Raw genomic sequence first — 16,159 nt, forward strand, 5'->3', positions numbered from 1 at the left:
ATAAAAGGTGCTACCTTAAAGCCGAACCGTGTAGCCTGTTCATGTTAAAATACCCAGTTCTAAAGGTATTATTATCCATTCGCAACTTGTTGAATTTCCAGTAGACAAAAGCATAAAAAAACACCGCAACTAAGTGCGGTGTTTTTTTATTTTGATAGTGCGGATAAATTAAACGACCTGTTTAACACGCAGCTCTTTAGGTACAGCAAATTCCACATTCTCTTCGCGTCCAGCACGCTCAGAAGCTGAAACAGCACCCCACGCTTTGAGCTTGTTTACCACACCTTGCACTAATACTTCCGGTGCAGACGCGCCTGCAGTAACGCCAATATGCTCTACACCTTCTAGCCATTCCTCTTGAATGCAATTAGCGTCAGCAATCAAATACGCTTTTGCGCCAATTTTTTCAGCCAACTCGCGAAGACGGTTCGAGTTTGAGCTATTCTGTGCCCCAACAACCAGTAAAACCTGACAATCTTGGGCTAGGTCACGCACCGCGTCTTGGCGATTCTGCGTGGCATAGCAAATGTCGTCTTTTCTCGGACCATTGATTTTGGGGAACTTAGCTCGAAGTGCATCAATAACATCGGCGGTATCATCAACAGACAGCGTAGTTTGGCTGCAATAATAAAGGTTGGTCGGATCTTTAACTTCAAGCGTTGCCACATCAGCTTCAGATTCAACTAAATAAATACCGCCATCTTCATTGCTGTACTGCCCCATGGTTCCCTCTACTTCAGGGTGACCAGCATGACCAATCAAGATACATTCAGTGCCCGTTTTGCTAGCGCGGGTAACTTCCATATGTACTTTCGTCACTAAGGGGCACGTGGCATCAAAGACCTTTAAACCGCGATTTTCCGCTTCTTTTCTTACCGCTTGCGATACGCCATGGGCAGAAAATATTACTATGCTGTCGTCTGGTACTTCGTGAAGCTCATCAACAAATAGCGCACCACGCTCACGTAGCCCATCTACCACAAATTTATTGTGTACCACTTCGTGGCGTACATAAATGGGCGGCTCGAACATTTCAAGCGCGCGTTCAACGATGGTGATAGCTCTATCAACGCCCGCGCAGAAGCCACGAGGGTTAGCTAAATGAATTTGCATAACTAGTTTCCACCTTGTGCTGACACGCCAGGTTTAACATCAATAATTTCAACGTCAAAGATAACCGTTTGCCCTGCTAGCGGGTGATTGAAGTCTACCGTAACAGAGTCTCCAGCAGCACTTCGAATAATCCCCGGAATCTCTGAACCGTCAGGCTGAGCAAACGCTAAAATCATGCCTTCCTCAACCTGCAAATCTGCACCAAAGCGGCTTCTATCCATATAGTGAATATTATTCGGATCAGACTGGCCGAATGCATCTTCAGGGCCTAATTTAAATGACTTTTTGTCACCTTTTTTAAGCCCAAGTAAACACGCTTCAAAATTCGGCGTAAGGCTACCGTCACCCATCACCATTTTGGCAGGTTTGTTGTTTACACGAGTACTGTCAGCGGCAGAGCCATCTTCTAGCTTTAAATCAAAGTGAAGAATAACTTCGTTATCAGCACCAATTATCAATGAGTCTGTCATAACCTTTCCGAATACTACTTAATGGTTTCGCTATTGTCCGCGGCACTGGCTCGCGCGTCTGCACCGTTCCCTTCACTTTTTTTGTCGCCATTTTTAAACATGTCGATAATAAGTAAGGCAGCGCCTATAAATATTGCGCTGTCAGCAATGTTAAACGCTGGCCAGTGGTAGTTGTTTACGTAAAAATCTAAGAAGTCGATGACATAACCATGGACTAAACGGTCGTAAACATTGCCTAATGCACCACCTAGAATAAAGGCAAACGCAACGGGCAGCATTTTTTGCGAACGGGGTGACTGCTTCAGCCACCACAAAATCACTACACTTACCACGACAGCAATGGCAGTGAAGAACCAGCGCTGCCAACCACCTGCATTTTCTAAAAAACTAAATGCGGCGCCGTAATTATGTACGTAAGTAAAGTTAAAAAACGGCAATACCTGTATCGACTGATACAACGACATACTGTCGATAACCGTGTACTTACTCCATTGGTCGAGGATAAACGCAATTGCGCTTATCCACAAAAAACGCAAGCCTGTTTCGCGAAAAAGCTTAAGCATAGTGGCGTTCTTCTCCATCACCGTCAATGTTTGTCACACAGCGACCACAAAGCTCTTCGTGACCTTCATGTGAGCCCACATCTTCACGGTGATGCCAGCAGCGAACACACTTTTCACCGCTTGCTTTATTAACGCTCAACCATAAACCTTCTACGTCTGTGGCTTTCGCATCAGACGGTGCACCGGCAACTTTCGTTAGCGTAACGCCTGATGTAATAAGTACGAAACGTAGCTCGTCTTCAAGCTTTGCAAGTACGTTGTACAACGACTCGGTAGCATAAAGCGAAATGCTCGCTTCTAGTGAGCCACCTAGCTCGCCATCTTTACGCGCCTGTTCCATCGCTTGGTTTGCCGCGTCTTTTACGCTTAGCACTTGATGCCATAGGGCATCGTTAAACGTGTCGCTTTGCGTGAAGTTATTAAACCCTTCGTACCAAGTTTCAGTGAATACAAACTCGCTGCGCTCACCTGGTAACGTTTCCCAGATTTCTTGTGCAGTAAAACTGGTAATAGGCGCCATCCAGCGAACCAATGCTTCAATGATATGATACATGGCCGTTTGGCATGAACGACGGGCTAGCCCATCTGCTTTAGCTGTGTACTGGCGGTCTTTAATCACGTCTAAATAGAATGAGCCCAGCTCAATTGAGCAGAAGTGCGTAAGCTTCTGTGACACTACCAGCAAGTCGTAGTTGTCATACGCTTCGATAAGCTCTTCTTGAAGTGCCTTAGCACGAGCAACAACCCAGCGGTCAAGCGCGACCATATCTTCTTCTGCAACCGCATCTTCAACCGAGAAACCGTTCAGGTTTGCTAGCAAGAAGCGTGCAGTGTTACGTACGCGGCGGTAGCCATCTGCAGCACGCTTTAAAATTTCATCCGATACCGCAATCTCGCCGCGATAGTCAGTAGATGCTACCCATAGACGAAGGATGTCTGCGCCTAATTTGTTAGTCACTTCCTGAGGCGCCACAACGTTACCTACCGACTTCGACATTTTTCTGCCGTGGGCATCTACCGTAAAGCCGTGTGTTAGCACTTCTTTATAAGGCGCGTGACCGTGCATGGCAGTTGATGACATAAGCGAAGACATAAACCAACCGCGGTGTTGGTCTGAACCTTCAAGATATAAATCGGCAGAGGCCGGGATATCATCGCGACGGTCTACAACGAAGTAATGCGTCACGCCTGAGTCAAACCAAACGTCTAGGGTATCTGTCACTTTTTCATAGTTGTCTAATTCGCTACCAAGCAGGGCTGCATCATCGAGATCCCACCACGCTTGAATGCCTTTAGCTTCAACTTCTTGTGCCACCTTTTCCATTAACGCCGCAGACTCTGGGTGGATTTCACCGGTAAGTTTGTGCACATACAAAGGAATAGGCACGCCCCACGTACGTTGACGTGAGATACACCAGTCTGGACGACCTTCAACCATCTTCTCAATGCGGTTTTGGCCCCAGTCCGGGATCCATTTGGTTTGCTTAATTTGTTCAAGTGATTCAGCGCGAAGGCCTTTTTTATCCATGCTGACAAACCACTGAGGCGTAGCGCGGAAGATGATTGGCGTTTTGTGGCGCCAGCAATGCGGGTAGCTGTGCTCGTATTTTACGTTTAGGACAAGGTTACCCTTCTCTTTAACCGTTTCGATAATTTCATCGTTGGCTTTAAATACAAACTGACCTGCAAACAGCGGTGTGTTTTCAAGGTACACGCCATTGTTGCCTACCGGATTGTACACTTCGATATCGTATTGCTTGCCCACGTTAAAGTCGTCAACACCATGAGCTGGCGCTGTGTGTACACAACCTGTACCAGACTCAGTCGTAACGTGGTCGCCTAGAACTAACGGAACTTCAAGGTCTAAGAATGGGTGATTAACTTTAAGCTTATCAAGCGCAGCACCAGTACAGGTTGCCACTTCGCGGAAATCTTCAACGCCGTAACGGTTCATGCAGCTTTCAAGCAGGTCCTGCGCTACCACTAGCCATTCATTTGAAGGCTGAACTTCAACAATCGCATAGGTAAGCTCTGGGTGTAAGCTGATTGCACGGTTGGCTGGCAGTGTCCACGGTGTGGTAGTCCAAATAACTACACCTGCTTTGTGTGTGGTTAAATCACCTTCAGACACACCAAACGCTTCTGCAATAGCAGCCACATCAGCTACTGGGAACTTAACGTCGATAGCCGGTGATACTTTGTCTTTGTATTCAACTTCTGCTTCAGCGAGTGCCGAACCACAATCTGTACACCAATGAACAGGTTTGAAGCCCTTTTCTAAGTGACCCGAGTCTACAATTTTACTTAATGCGCGAATGATGTCGGCTTCAGATTTGAAGTCCATCGTTTTGTATGGGTTATCCCATTCACCAAACACACCTAAGCGTTTAAAGTCAGCCATTTGGCCGTCAATTTGCTTTTGTGCGTATTCGCGACACTTCTGGCGAAATTCAGCCGCAGTAACTTTCTTACCTGGCTTACCAACTTTCTTTTCTACCATCAATTCAATCGGCAAACCGTGACAGTCCCATCCAGGAACGTACGGAGAATCGAAGTCAGAAAGGTTTTTTGACTTTACAATAATGTCTTTAAGAATTTTGTTAACCGCGTGACCAATGTGAATATCGCCATTTGCATAAGGAGGGCCATCGTGAAGAATAAATGGCTTTTTGCCTTTTTTCGCTTCACGAATTTTGCTGTATACCCCTTTTTCCTGCCAGTCTTTAAGCATTTTCGGCTCGCGCTGAGCAAGGTTACCGCGCATCGGGAACGCAGTTTCTGGAAGGTTCAGTGTGGCTTTGTAATCACTCATAAAATTGTATTATCCGGTTACCTTAATTTTCACCCAATGCACTAACACATTGTGAAGGCGATATTCATTTTGCGATGTTCAAATTAAAACGCTGAATGTAAAAGGTTCAACGTAAAACTGTGTGTCGCTCTTACTAGCGCAAGGCTGACATTATATGTTCTAGCACAGTGACTTACTTACGCGTTTCGCGAACAAGGATCCACGTTTAAAAAATCAAGCTCAATAAAACTGATACGCGCAGAAACTTTTCGTGACTTTATCACGTTTAACTATGCTAATAACAGACGCGCTTGTGCTGCATCTGCTTGAATTTGATCTTTCAACGCCTCAAAAGAATCAAATTTAATTTCATCTCTTATTTTTGCCATCGGAAACACCGTAATAGGCTTGCCGTATAGGTCAGATGACAAATCAAAAATATGGACTTCTAACTGGTTTCTTACCCCGTTAACAGTAGGACGGGTACCAATGTTCGCAACGCCGTTATAGTGTTTACCATCTACGTCGACACGAACTGCGAACACGCCGTGAATTGGCGTTTTTTGGCGTTTTAGCATAACATTCGCGGTGGGAAAACCAATGGTGCGACCTTTTTTCTCGCCGTGAACCACCCTACCGTGAATAGCAAACGGGCGCCCTAGCATTTCGGTAGACAAACCAAAATCGCTGTCAGCCAATGCTTCTCGCACCGCGGTAGAGCTTATTCGATGGGCATGCATGGTAAAACTGTGGGTGCTTACTACTTCGAAACCATATTGGCGACCTGCCGCCTCAAGCATTTCGAAATCCCCTTTGCGGCCATTGCCAAAACGGAAATCGTCGCCAACAACAAGAAATCTAACACCCAGTTTGTCCACCAGTAAATCGTGGACAAAGGTATCGGCACTTTGCTTAGCAAACTCCGCGTTAAATCGCACAGCAAGCAGCCTGTCGACACCTTGTTGGCGCAGCAATTCGTACTTTTCGCGAAGAGGGCTTATACGCGCTGGTGCTTTATCGGGCATAAAGACTTCTTCAGGCTGCGGTTCGAACACCATTACGGTGGCAGGAAGTGATAGCGATTTCGCTTTTTCAAGCACGTTAGCCAACACAGCTTGATGACCACGGTGTACGCCGTCGAACTTGCCAATAGTGAGCACACACCCTTTATGGTGCGGTTTTACATTGTTTAGCCCGCGGATAAATTCCACTGTTAGCCACTACCTTTTAACTGCTAGAAAATCAAAGCTCGCGATTATAGCCGACCGCGAGCACAATACCAAGCACACGGGCCATTCTGACTCCATGCGCTATTTCGCATCTATTGAATACTAATCGCCGCCGCTTCTGAAATGTCTGGGTCGCATGCCCAGCACCACCATGGTGGTCACAAACAATATAACCGACAGAGAAATGGTTATTCCTACCTCTACCATTTGGGCGGGAAGAGACAATTCAAAGAAAGCTAAGCCTTGATCGCGATAATAAATAAGCCCGCCCATGGCAGCACTTGCAATAACCACACGGGCAATAAACAAAACCGATGTGCGGCTTAACGCAAATACACCTTGTCTATGCAGTGTTATATAAAGCAAAGCGGCGTTAAGCGTAGCTGACATACTGGTAGCGACAGCAAGCCCTACATAACCAAACGGAATCGCTAAAATAAGGTTAAACACCATGTTTGCGACCATACACCAAATACCAAATTTCACTGGCGTCTTGGTGTCTTGGCGGGAGTAAAACCCTGGCGCGAGAATTTTTACCAGCATAAAGCTGAGCAAGCCAAACGAGTACGCGGTAAGCGAGTAAGACGCCATAATAGCGGTTTCAGCAGTAAACGCGCCGCGCTGAAAAATAACGGTCAAAATAGGCCTTGCCATCACGCCAAGTCCCACTGCAGCAGGTATGCCCAATAAACACACCATGCGAAACGCCCAATCGATATTCGCAGCAAACGCTTTGGGGTTATTACTGACGTGGTTTCGGGATAGCGTAGGTAAAATGACTGTTGCGATGGCAATACCAAACAACCCTAGGGGAAATTCAAGCAGCCTGTCTGAATAGTATAACCAGCTAATAGAACCGGTAACTAAAAAGCTGGCGATGAAGGTATCAAACAACAAATTGATTTGCCCTACTGACACACCGAATAAGGCAGGGATCATCAGGGTGCGTACTTTTACCACGTTTTCGTCATGCCAGCCCCACTTTGGCTTTACCAAGAGCCCTGCCCTGAACAAAAACGGTAGTTGAAACAAGAACTGTACGATACCGCCGATAAACACACCCCACGCTAGCGCGTATGCGGGTTGCTCCAGCGTAGGTGCTAAGTATATTGCGCATGCAATAATGCATACGTTAAGTAAAACAGGGGTAAAGGCAGCAACCGCAAACTTATTGAGCGTATTGAGTATCGCCCCTGCCAACCCAGTCAGAGAGATAAACGCTAAATAAGGAAAAGTAATTTTCAACATGGTCGACGCAAGTACAAACTTATCTCCGGCCTCGTCCCCCTCGAGCCACGCCACAAACCAGCCTGTACCAAATAACGCCGCCAAAACAGGAGATGCTATTACCCCTATGATAGAAACTACAAAAACAATAGCGCCCAACGTACCGCTGACTTTTGCAACGAACTCTCTGAGTTGCTTTTTATCGTCGTTCTCGTGAACTTCGGTTAATACCGGAATAAACGCTTGCGCAAATGCACCTTCGGCGAATAGACGGCGAAGAAAATTAGGAATTTTGTTAGCAAAGAAAAATACGTCAGCGGCTGCCCCATCGCCCATAAGCTTGGCAACAACAACATCACGTACCAAGCCTAATACTCGCGAGACCAAGGTCATAATACTGACGATAAGACCAGATTTTATTAACTTCCGTGACACGTCACACTTCCAATAAGAGGTAAAGAATAGGCTGAATAGCATCAGCCATTTGAAAGATAGTCAAAGGCATCTGCTAAGCGCAAAGCGGCAACGCTTGGTTGCAAGCGAGCCATAATAACTAAAGGCTATCGCAGGCGAAACGATTTCTTCAAAATAGTTGTGCATCTTTAACAACTTTCTTGTTATAATCCGCGCCCGGTATGGGGTGCTGTCGTTTATGCATGTCTATCGCTAAAATGTCTTGAAAGAATATCACTACGAATCTCTTTCAAAAAATGTCGCAGAGAAATGTCGCAAAGAATGTGCAACGTGTTGAGCATACTTTGTGTTCAATAGCTTGCGCGTTTTAACGCGGAACGATTTAAGTTTTAAATCGTTTGACATTTGGGCGTTTGGTAGGCACAATCCGCACCCTCGTTTTTGACATGAATTTATTTTGGGAGTTACACCTTGGCTAACATTAAGTCTGCTAAGAAGCGTGCAATCCAAGCCGAAAAGCGTCGTCAGCACAACGCTAGCCGTCGTTCAATGACTCGTACAAGCATCAAGAAAGTTATCGCTGCAATTGCAAGCGGTGACAAAGAAGCGGCACAAGCTGCACTTACTGCTGCTACTCCAGTACTTGACAGAATGGCTACTAAAGGCTTGATTCACAAGAACAAAGCTGCTCGTCATAAGAGCCGTCTAGCTGCACAAATCAAAGCACTAGGTTAATCTTTACGATTAGTAGTTAAAAAAGCGCCCTTCGGCGCTTTTTTTGTATCTGTAATCGACGCTAATTAGCATGGGTTACTGATTCCAAATTTAGACTTAAAGGCATAAAGCCCACCACTAGGCGAGCTCTGTTACAGTCTTTGCGGTGTGTTCACATCCCAGCTATCCGCTTATCAGCTCATTTTTCTTATTGAGCTTGCCGGTGCAATACGCATGATCCAGTGAAGGATGGCCCAAGGCCAGCTTGGCACAAACGCATTCGCTTTTTCTTTATTGATTGCATTGACCATCGCACGACAGCCCACATCGGTATCAACAATAAACGGTACTTTCTCTACTTTTTCGTTTATTTCGCTGCGAATAAAACCGGGGTGAATACAGGTGACGTTAATTGGCGTATTCATTACATCCATTCGAATGCCTTCGGTCATTGATGTAAGCCCTGCTTTTGTTGCCGCGTATACAGTCATGGCGCGTCTAAACCCGCGCACCGCGCTTATAGATGAAATCGTCACAAGATGACCACTATTTTGTGCCCTAAAGATAGCCATTGCCGCTTCACATTGTGCTAGCGCCGACACAAAGTTAGTCACCGCCGTTTGCTTGTTAGCGTGGAAATACCCAGTGCCAATAGACGCGCCCTTGCCCATGCCTGCGTTTACAATGACTCTATCAAGGGTTCCCATGTCGGCTTTGAATGCGTCGAATACTTCAAAAACCGCATCGTGATCATTGACATCCAGCGAGCGAATATACACATCAATGTTTGGGTTAATTGAATGCAATTCGTCTTTCAATTTTTCTAAATTCTCAAAGCGTCTTGCGCAGAGGGCTAGGTTACAACCCTGTTTGGCAAACTCAATCGCCATTCCCTTGCCTAGGCCTGAACTCGCGCCTGTGATCAGAATATTACGTCTTGTTGTCATTATCGTTTTCCTGATGCTTTTATGGCCTTATTACAACGCCACATTAAGTAATGAATGAAGATCCAAAAGTTTTTAAACGCTGGATTATTGGTTTGCTTGTGGTGGTATCGATAGTAGATTTGCTGGGCAATACCGGCTAAACGGAAAAGCCCGTATACCTCGTAAAAGGTAAAATCATCTACATCTATTTCCATCTCTTTGCAGTAGTACGCAACCACCTGCTTTCGAGTTAGCATACCGGGTAAGTGAGTAGGCTGGCGGCGCGTTGATTGGGCCAAAAAGTCATCATCCGCTTGTACCCAATACGCCAAGGTATTACCCAAGTCCATAAGCGGGTCGCCCAAGGTCGCCAGTTCCCAATCCAACACACCGATAATTTGCGTATAGTTATCTGGCTTTAACACCACGTTGTCGAACCGAAAGTCATTGTGGGTAATACAAATGCGTTCATTAGCGGGCATGTGGTTTTCTAGCCAGCGCATTATTTTTTTACCCGAGGGGACATTCCAGGTTTTTGCTTTACTATAGCGTTCGCTCCACCCGCTTATTTGGCGTTCTATGTAGCCAGCACCTTTACCTAAGTGCTCAAGCCCCGCTTTCTTATAATCCACTTTATGAAGCTCGATTAAGCTATCAAGTACATTAGTGCAGAGCTGTTTGGTTTGCTGCTCAGACGTGTTTAAGCCTTTGGGTAAGTTCTTACGTGGTATCACGCCGGTAAACTTCTCCATTACGTAAAACTCTGTGCCTATAACGCTCTCGTCTTCACAAAGTCCAAGCATTTCTGGCACATAGCGGTAAACAGGCTTTAACGCATGCTGTAATCGAAACTCCCGCCCCATATCGTGAGCCCCTTTGGCTTTAGTACCTGCCGGTGCCCGACGCAAAATTAACGACGTTTGTTCGCTCTGGTTTTGTTTACTGCCTTGATAGTCCAAGCAGTACGTCCAATTAGAAGCGCCCCCAGAATACTGGGTGACTTGAGGCAAGCTATCGCTACTTTGTATCATGGCCTTCAATGATGGACTGGAGGCACTAATATTTTCCTTAAGCCAATTGTGTACAGCGTTCACGTCTAGCTCTTCGCCTGCACGTACGCTGTCAGCTTTATCTACGACCTGTTGTTGCATATTTCATTCTTCTTGTAATTCTGTTTCAAAGGGCCTATTCAAAGTGCTAACTCACAATCTTTGGCTAGAAGATACTTCTGTTTGTGCCTGTACAAAAGCAGCTCGACAATTATCTTCAGATAGCTTGGCGACAAACACAGGTGAGCGCGTTTCCGTTTTACCTAATTTTGCTTTAAATTTGCTTTAAATTTGCTTTTCCATTGCACGCTTCATCATCTTCGTTTGATTGAGCATATTTTTGATATAGCGCTGGGTTGGCAGCAGCTTCTTTAACAGAAAAGCGCGTTTACCCAGTTTATGGGTAAGAATTAGAAACTGCTTCTTATCGACTTGCTGAAATATGGACTCAGCCACGTCTTCTTTCGTCATGTCTGCTTTGGCAAAGAATTTATTGAGCATCTTGTGCGACGCTGGGTTGCTGCTTCGCATCGACTCATCTAAATTCGTTTTGAAGAAGCTTGGACAAACTACACTAACGTCAATATTGTCAGGTGCTAATTCCAACTTCATGGTTTCAGAAAACGACACGACAGCGGCTTTAACCGCGTTATAACTTCCCATGTAAGGAATAGGCGTTAGCCCCGCTTGTGATGCAATATTAATGAAATAGCCACCGCCTTGCTCTCGCATTATAGGTAAGAGTGCACGACTGACTCTCACCATGCCTAACACATTAATATCAAACACCCACTGCCACTGCTCAATGCTCTCATCTAAAAGGCTGCCACCAGAAGCAACACCCGCATTGTTAAATACGATATCAACACCGCCCCAGCGATTTTCCAAGGTGTTCGCTAACGTTTGAACATCATTTTCAGAGCTTATATCGCAATGGATGTAAAACGCGTTGGCACCTTGGGCGGATAGCGTATTTACTGTTTCATCGCCTCTTTCTTGGTTAATATCGGCAATGCAAATATCTAACCCCTCGTCTTTGCCTGCCCACTTTTCCGCCCACTTAAGGGCAATGGCCTGACCTAAGCCGGTAGCGCCACCGGTAATCAATACGCGCATGATGTGTTTCCTAACTGTTCTTGTTTCATTATTCTTGTATCGGCGTTTATGTTTAGTTGCGCTTTATTGTGTTAAGCGCTAATCAGTACTTCACTATTCTCTCTAATTGACCGCCTTATCAATCCAATCAAACTGATTCCGTCTTTTGCAGTGACACTGATGGCTGTTCGTTACGCATTTTTCGTTTTGCCCACAGGGCCAATAGTGCGGGCCCGATGTACATTGCTACGCCATATACACCAGGTGCAATCGCGTAATCAGGTGCATCTAAAAAGGTAATACATATCAGCATTGCAAGCGCCGCGTTTTGCACGCCTATTTCAATGGCCAGCGTGAGCGATGGTAGAAATAGCGGTTAAGCTTACTGAAAGGGCCAGATTTGCTTTTGCGATGTGGCTGATTAAATTACTGGTCGTTCCGCCTGGGCAAGCCGCTAAAACCATGACACCAACCGCAATATAATCGGGTAGACCAAAAACAAAGCACAGTCCTAGCGCCAACATAGGCAGCAATATAATTTGCCCTATAAAACCCGTTATTACTGCTTTAGGTGCTTTAAGTAGTCGGGCAAAGTCTGCAAGGGTTAGCGTTAGCCCCATACCAAACATAACAAATGCCAACGCTAGAGGTAACAACACCTCGGTAAGTACAGATGCCTGCATGCACACGCCCCTTACAAAAGAAGCCTCTATTAAAGAAACCTTTTATTAACATTTAAGCCAGTGTACCCTGTTTAATAATAAATAAAAATGATGCCTTATTATGGAAACCCATAAATAATATGCATGGAAAATTAGACCTAAATTTGTTTGTTGTGCTGCGCGCGGTCTACGATCAGGGCAGCATTACGAAAGCCGCCAACGCACTGCATATTACTCAGCCTGCGGTGAGTCACGCCTTAGGTCGTCTACGAGAGAAATTTGATGATCCGCTGTTTATTCGTCATGGACGACAAGTCGTGCCTACCCCGTTTTGCCAAGGCATTATTGCATCGGTTGTGAAATCAATCGAAACCCTTGAAAGTACGTTAAAAGGTAAAGTGGGCTTTGATATAAGTGATAAACCCCGTCAGGTGAACCTTGGCTTAAGAGATGTTTTAGAATCTATATTTTTTCCCGTGCTTATTCCTGAGCTTGTTAAACATACTCCCAATATCGCGGTGAATAGCAGACAGGTTACCTGGCCCGAGCTTGCTCCCGCGTTAGCCGCTAAAGAGCTTGATATCGTAATTGACGCATTAGTTCCCACCAGCCGTGACATTCGTTCACAGTTTATCTGCGAAGAAACGTTTGTCGTGGTATGCGCGCCTAGCAATAGCTACGTAGATAACCCGTGTATCAAGAGCTACTCAGTTGCACAGCATGCGCTTGTATCTTTAAAAGACTCTAAATTAGATACGGTAGATCTAGCCCTTGCTCAGCACAATTTACATCGCAACATCGCATTGCAGTGTGAACACTACTTTGCCGCCGTTAACGTAGTTAGCCAATGCGATCTTTTGCTGACCATGCCAACGCGATTCGCCCAACAATTCAGTAATAAATTCGATATCGAAATTCTGCCCCTTCCATTTGACGTCCCCCCACTCCCCGTACACATGTACTGGCACAAACACGCCGATGAAGACTTAGTGAATGTATGGATGCGAGATAGGCTTTTAGACGTGGCGAGTAAGTTGGGGTTATAGCGCGTATTTGTGTTGCTGTAACACAATGGTCAAGCAAGCGTCACGGTAGTGTCAATTTGCAAACCTATAGTGACGATCCAAGGCATCGCTTTGGGAAACCGCTATGAAAAAGACACACTATCGAACACTTTGGCTTTCAGATATCCATTTGGGTAATCGCGACTGCAAAGCTGAATACTTACTTTCCTTTCTTAATAGCATCACTGTAGACACCCTCTATTTGGTGGGAGATATCGTTGATATGTGGCAAATGTCCAAGCAATTTCGCTGGCCACAGGCGCATAATCAAGTCATGCACAAATTCATGCAAATGAGTCAAGACGGGACGCGAGTGGTGTACTTACCCGGCAACCACGATGAACCAATTCAGTCATATTCTGGTATGGCATTCGGTGATATAGAAATAGAACGAGAGTTGGTTCACACCACGGTACAAGGGAAGCGTTATTTAGTCTTACATGGCGATCAGTTCGATGGCGATGTAACCATGGGCAAATTCCATGCGTGGATTGGCGATAAAGGTTACGACCTTTTGCTTTTTCTAAATAGAGAGTTTAATCGCCTACGCGCGTGGCGCAAGCGAGAATACTGGTCACTTGCGGGCTATATTAAAAAACACATTAAAGGAGCGAATGAAGCCATCGCCCGTTATCGAGAAGCATGCTGCAGGCGCGCCGATGAAATGGGGCTCGACGGTGTAGTGTGTGGCCATATTCATCACCCTGAAAGCAGCTTTGAAAACGGCATTCACTACATTAATGATGGGGACTGGATAGAAAACTGCAGTGCACTGTCAGAAGACGTGAACGGTAACTTATCTCTTATTCATTACCTTGATTCATTAGAGTCAGCCACCGTAACACCAATTACAACCAAAACCTCTCGCTCAGAAGCAGCATAGCTGGCATTACACAAATGGGGCTGTAACGGCCCCTGACTATTGCTATTCACCAAGCAACAGGTTAATTCCAACCCCATCCATCAAGGTTAGAGCCTGCTGACCTGTGCCTCATATCATAGATTAACAGGTCATAGTTACAACTTTTTAACACTGTCAAATAACTGCCATGAAACTGTGTGAAAAGCGTCACATTGCCCTGCTATTGTTCGCCAAAACCGGAAGAGAAACAGGTTCTATGTTTACTGTAAATGACGTACTGAACAAGCATTACCCTCAAGTAGCAAATAACCCCATTCTATTTAAGTCGCTGTCTTTCGTATTAAGGCACCTTCTTCACGAACGTGAAATTACCGAATTTGGTGAAACCTATCCGCATTACGAAGATATCGATTTCGTAGAGCAAGTGCTTGAATATTTTAATATCAGCTACTCCACGCGCGATGTAGAAAAAGAACGCATTCCAAGTGAAGGTAGAGTGGTGATTATTGCTAACCATCCGATTGGCTCACTCGACGCACTTGCGCTTATAAAGCTGGTTAGTGAAGTACGTCACGACTTGAAAGTGGTCGCCAATGAAATGCTTATGGCCATTGAACCGCTTCACGATATGCTGTTACCTGTAAACAATATGCAGGGAGGCACACCAAAACAGCATTTATCTGCCATTCAAGAACACCTTAACCGCGACGGCGCCATATTGATTTTTCCCGCTGGCGAGGTTTCTCGATTACGCCCACAAGGTGTTCGCGACACAAGATGGCACAACGGGTTTTTACGCATTGCAAAGCAAGCAAAAGCACCGATATTGCCGGTTTATATAGACGCGAAAAATAGCCCGCTTTTTTACGGCGTGTCCATGGTGTACAAGCCATTAGCCACCGCGCTGCTCGTCAAAGAGATGTTCAAACAGCGTAAGAAGCATTTACCTATGCGCATTGGCGAACTTATTCCATTTGAAGCGTACCAACAAACCAATATACCGCTAAAAGAACAGGTAAAACTGTTTAAACGCCATCTATATCGCATTGGCAGCAACAAGAAAGGCGTATTTGAAACACAAGCTTCCATTGCCATGCCAGAAGACAGAAAAGAACTGGCCCGTGCGATGCGAGACTGTGAACATTTAGGTGAAACTGGCGACGGAAAATCTATTTACCTATACCAACACAAAAGCTGCTCACCGATTATGCGAGAGATTGGCCGCCTGCGCGAAGTGGCGTTTCGAGCCGTGGGCGAAGGTACCAACAAGCGTAGAGACATCGATCAGTACGACTCCCACTATTATCACCTTGTACTTTGGGATGACAACGATTTAGAAATTGTGGGTGCCTACCGCTTTGGCGATGCTGAGCTTTTGACAGCGCCAGACCACCCTACCGGGCTATACTCTGCGACCTTATTTAATTACGGTAAGGACAACGATAAACTCTTCAAAGAAGGCTTAGAGTTAGGACGAAGTTTTGTGCAGCCTCGCTACTGGGGAAAACGCAGCTTAGATTATTTGTGGTTTGGTATTGGGGCATTTTTGAGCCGCTACCCAAAGTATCGCTATCTGTTTGGTGCGGTGTCACTCAGTAATGCCTACCCTGAACCCGCTAAAGATTTATTGGTACAATTCTATTCCACGTACTTCCCTGCCAAGTTTGGCGAAGCGACCTGCAAGCGACCTTATCAAATGGCGAACGACGCGTTACATCAATTTACAGGTAACGATTACAAGGCAGAATTTACGCAGCTAAAGCATTTACTGGCTAACATGGGCGTAAACGTACCAACGCTGTATAAACAGTATTCTGAAGTGGCTAAAGACGGCGGGGTGGCATTTTTAGGCTTTAATGTCGACCCAGATTTTAACGACTGTATCGACGGACTGGTGGTGGTTGACATGCAAACACTTACTGAGAAAAAGCGCAAACGCTATCTAACCGATATTCAGCTTAAAGCCACAGCCTAAGCGAA

The 16,159-nt window shown here is 45.5% G+C and carries 13 protein-coding genes and 1 pseudogene; 4 read left to right on the forward strand and 10 right to left on the reverse strand.

Going from position 1 to position 16,159, the window contains the following annotated elements; translation table 11 throughout:
- Positions 1–168 precede the first annotated feature (168 nt).
- The 6 genes from ispH to murJ all read right to left on the reverse strand — a co-directional run bounded on the left by ispH (position 169) and on the right by murJ (position 7,828).
- The gene (gene ispH / locus QME20_RS09350) at positions 169–1,113 is read right to left on the reverse strand and encodes a 4-hydroxy-3-methylbut-2-enyl diphosphate reductase (RefSeq protein ID WP_014977011.1); all 945 of its coding nucleotides are present in this window, start codon (positions 1,111–1,113) and stop codon (positions 169–171) included.
- A gap of 2 nt (positions 1,114–1,115) precedes the next feature.
- Complete coding sequence (gene fkpB / locus QME20_RS09355; RefSeq protein WP_014950129.1) at positions 1,116–1,583, reverse strand: FKBP-type peptidyl-prolyl cis-trans isomerase; 468 nt, start codon at positions 1,581–1,583, stop codon at positions 1,116–1,118.
- Positions 1,584–1,597: 14 nt separating this feature from the next.
- Positions 1,598–2,146 carry a signal peptidase II gene (gene lspA, locus QME20_RS09360; protein ID WP_014977012.1) on the reverse strand — a complete coding sequence of 183 codons (549 nt, stop codon included), beginning with the start codon at positions 2,144–2,146 and terminating at the stop codon, positions 1,598–1,600.
- Complete coding sequence (gene ileS / locus QME20_RS09365; protein ID WP_281715830.1) at positions 2,139–4,958, reverse strand: isoleucine--tRNA ligase; 2,820 nt, start codon at positions 4,956–4,958, stop codon at positions 2,139–2,141. Before ileS ends, lspA begins: the two co-directional genes overlap by 8 nt.
- Before the next feature lie 269 nt (positions 4,959–5,227).
- The gene (gene ribF, locus QME20_RS09370) at positions 5,228–6,148 is read right to left on the reverse strand and encodes a bifunctional riboflavin kinase/FAD synthetase (protein ID WP_061095488.1); all 921 of its coding nucleotides are present in this window, start codon (positions 6,146–6,148) and stop codon (positions 5,228–5,230) included.
- A gap of 120 nt (positions 6,149–6,268) precedes the next feature.
- On the reverse strand, positions 6,269–7,828 hold the full coding sequence (gene murJ, locus QME20_RS09375) for a murein biosynthesis integral membrane protein MurJ (RefSeq protein ID WP_187446167.1): 1,560 nt from the start codon (positions 7,826–7,828) through the stop codon (positions 6,269–6,271).
- A 450-nt stretch (positions 7,829–8,278) separates the two neighbouring features.
- On the opposite strand from murJ, the gene rpsT reads away from it, so the two are divergent.
- Positions 8,279–8,542, forward strand: coding sequence for a 30S ribosomal protein S20 (gene rpsT / locus QME20_RS09380; RefSeq protein WP_014950134.1), 264 nt, complete (start codon positions 8,279–8,281; stop codon positions 8,540–8,542).
- 173 nt (positions 8,543–8,715) lie between these two features.
- Here the strand turns inward: rpsT and QME20_RS09385 are convergent, their stop codons facing one another.
- The 4 genes and pseudogenes from QME20_RS09385 to QME20_RS09400 all read right to left on the reverse strand — a co-directional run bounded on the left by QME20_RS09385 (position 8,716) and on the right by QME20_RS09400 (position 12,274).
- Entirely contained in the window at positions 8,716–9,468 is a 753-nt protein-coding gene (locus tag QME20_RS09385) for an SDR family oxidoreductase (RefSeq protein WP_039216949.1), read from the reverse strand.
- Complete coding sequence (locus QME20_RS09390; RefSeq protein ID WP_187446166.1) at positions 9,468–10,598, reverse strand: phosphotransferase family protein; 1,131 nt, start codon at positions 10,596–10,598, stop codon at positions 9,468–9,470. Before QME20_RS09390 ends, QME20_RS09385 begins: the two co-directional genes overlap by 1 nt.
- A 183-nt stretch (positions 10,599–10,781) precedes the next feature.
- Positions 10,782–11,612: an SDR family oxidoreductase gene (locus tag QME20_RS09395; RefSeq protein ID WP_281715831.1), complete on the reverse strand. Its 831-nt coding sequence runs from the start codon at positions 11,610–11,612 to the stop codon at positions 10,782–10,784.
- Between the two features lie 127 nt (positions 11,613–11,739).
- Positions 11,740–12,274: pseudogene (locus QME20_RS09400) on the reverse strand (hypothetical protein).
- Between the two features lie 119 nt (positions 12,275–12,393).
- On the opposite strand from QME20_RS09400, the gene QME20_RS09405 reads away from it, so the two are divergent.
- The 3 genes from QME20_RS09405 to QME20_RS09415 all read left to right on the forward strand — a co-directional run bounded on the left by QME20_RS09405 (position 12,394) and on the right by QME20_RS09415 (position 16,154).
- Positions 12,394–13,299, forward strand: coding sequence for a LysR family transcriptional regulator (locus QME20_RS09405; RefSeq protein ID WP_281715832.1), 906 nt, complete (start codon positions 12,394–12,396; stop codon positions 13,297–13,299).
- A 103-nt stretch (positions 13,300–13,402) separates the two neighbouring features.
- Positions 13,403–14,200 (forward strand): UDP-2,3-diacylglucosamine diphosphatase, encoded by a 798-nt coding sequence (locus tag QME20_RS09410; protein WP_281715833.1) that lies wholly within the window; start codon positions 13,403–13,405, stop codon positions 14,198–14,200.
- A gap of 166 nt (positions 14,201–14,366) precedes the next feature.
- Positions 14,367–16,154: a lysophospholipid acyltransferase family protein gene (locus tag QME20_RS09415; protein WP_281715834.1), complete on the forward strand. Its 1,788-nt coding sequence runs from the start codon at positions 14,367–14,369 to the stop codon at positions 16,152–16,154.
- Positions 16,155–16,159 lie beyond the last annotated feature (5 nt).

The sequence above is a fragment of the Alteromonas sp. CyTr2 genome (genome assembly GCF_947311905.1).
Taxonomy (GTDB): Bacteria; Pseudomonadota; Gammaproteobacteria; order Enterobacterales; family Alteromonadaceae; genus Alteromonas; species Alteromonas macleodii.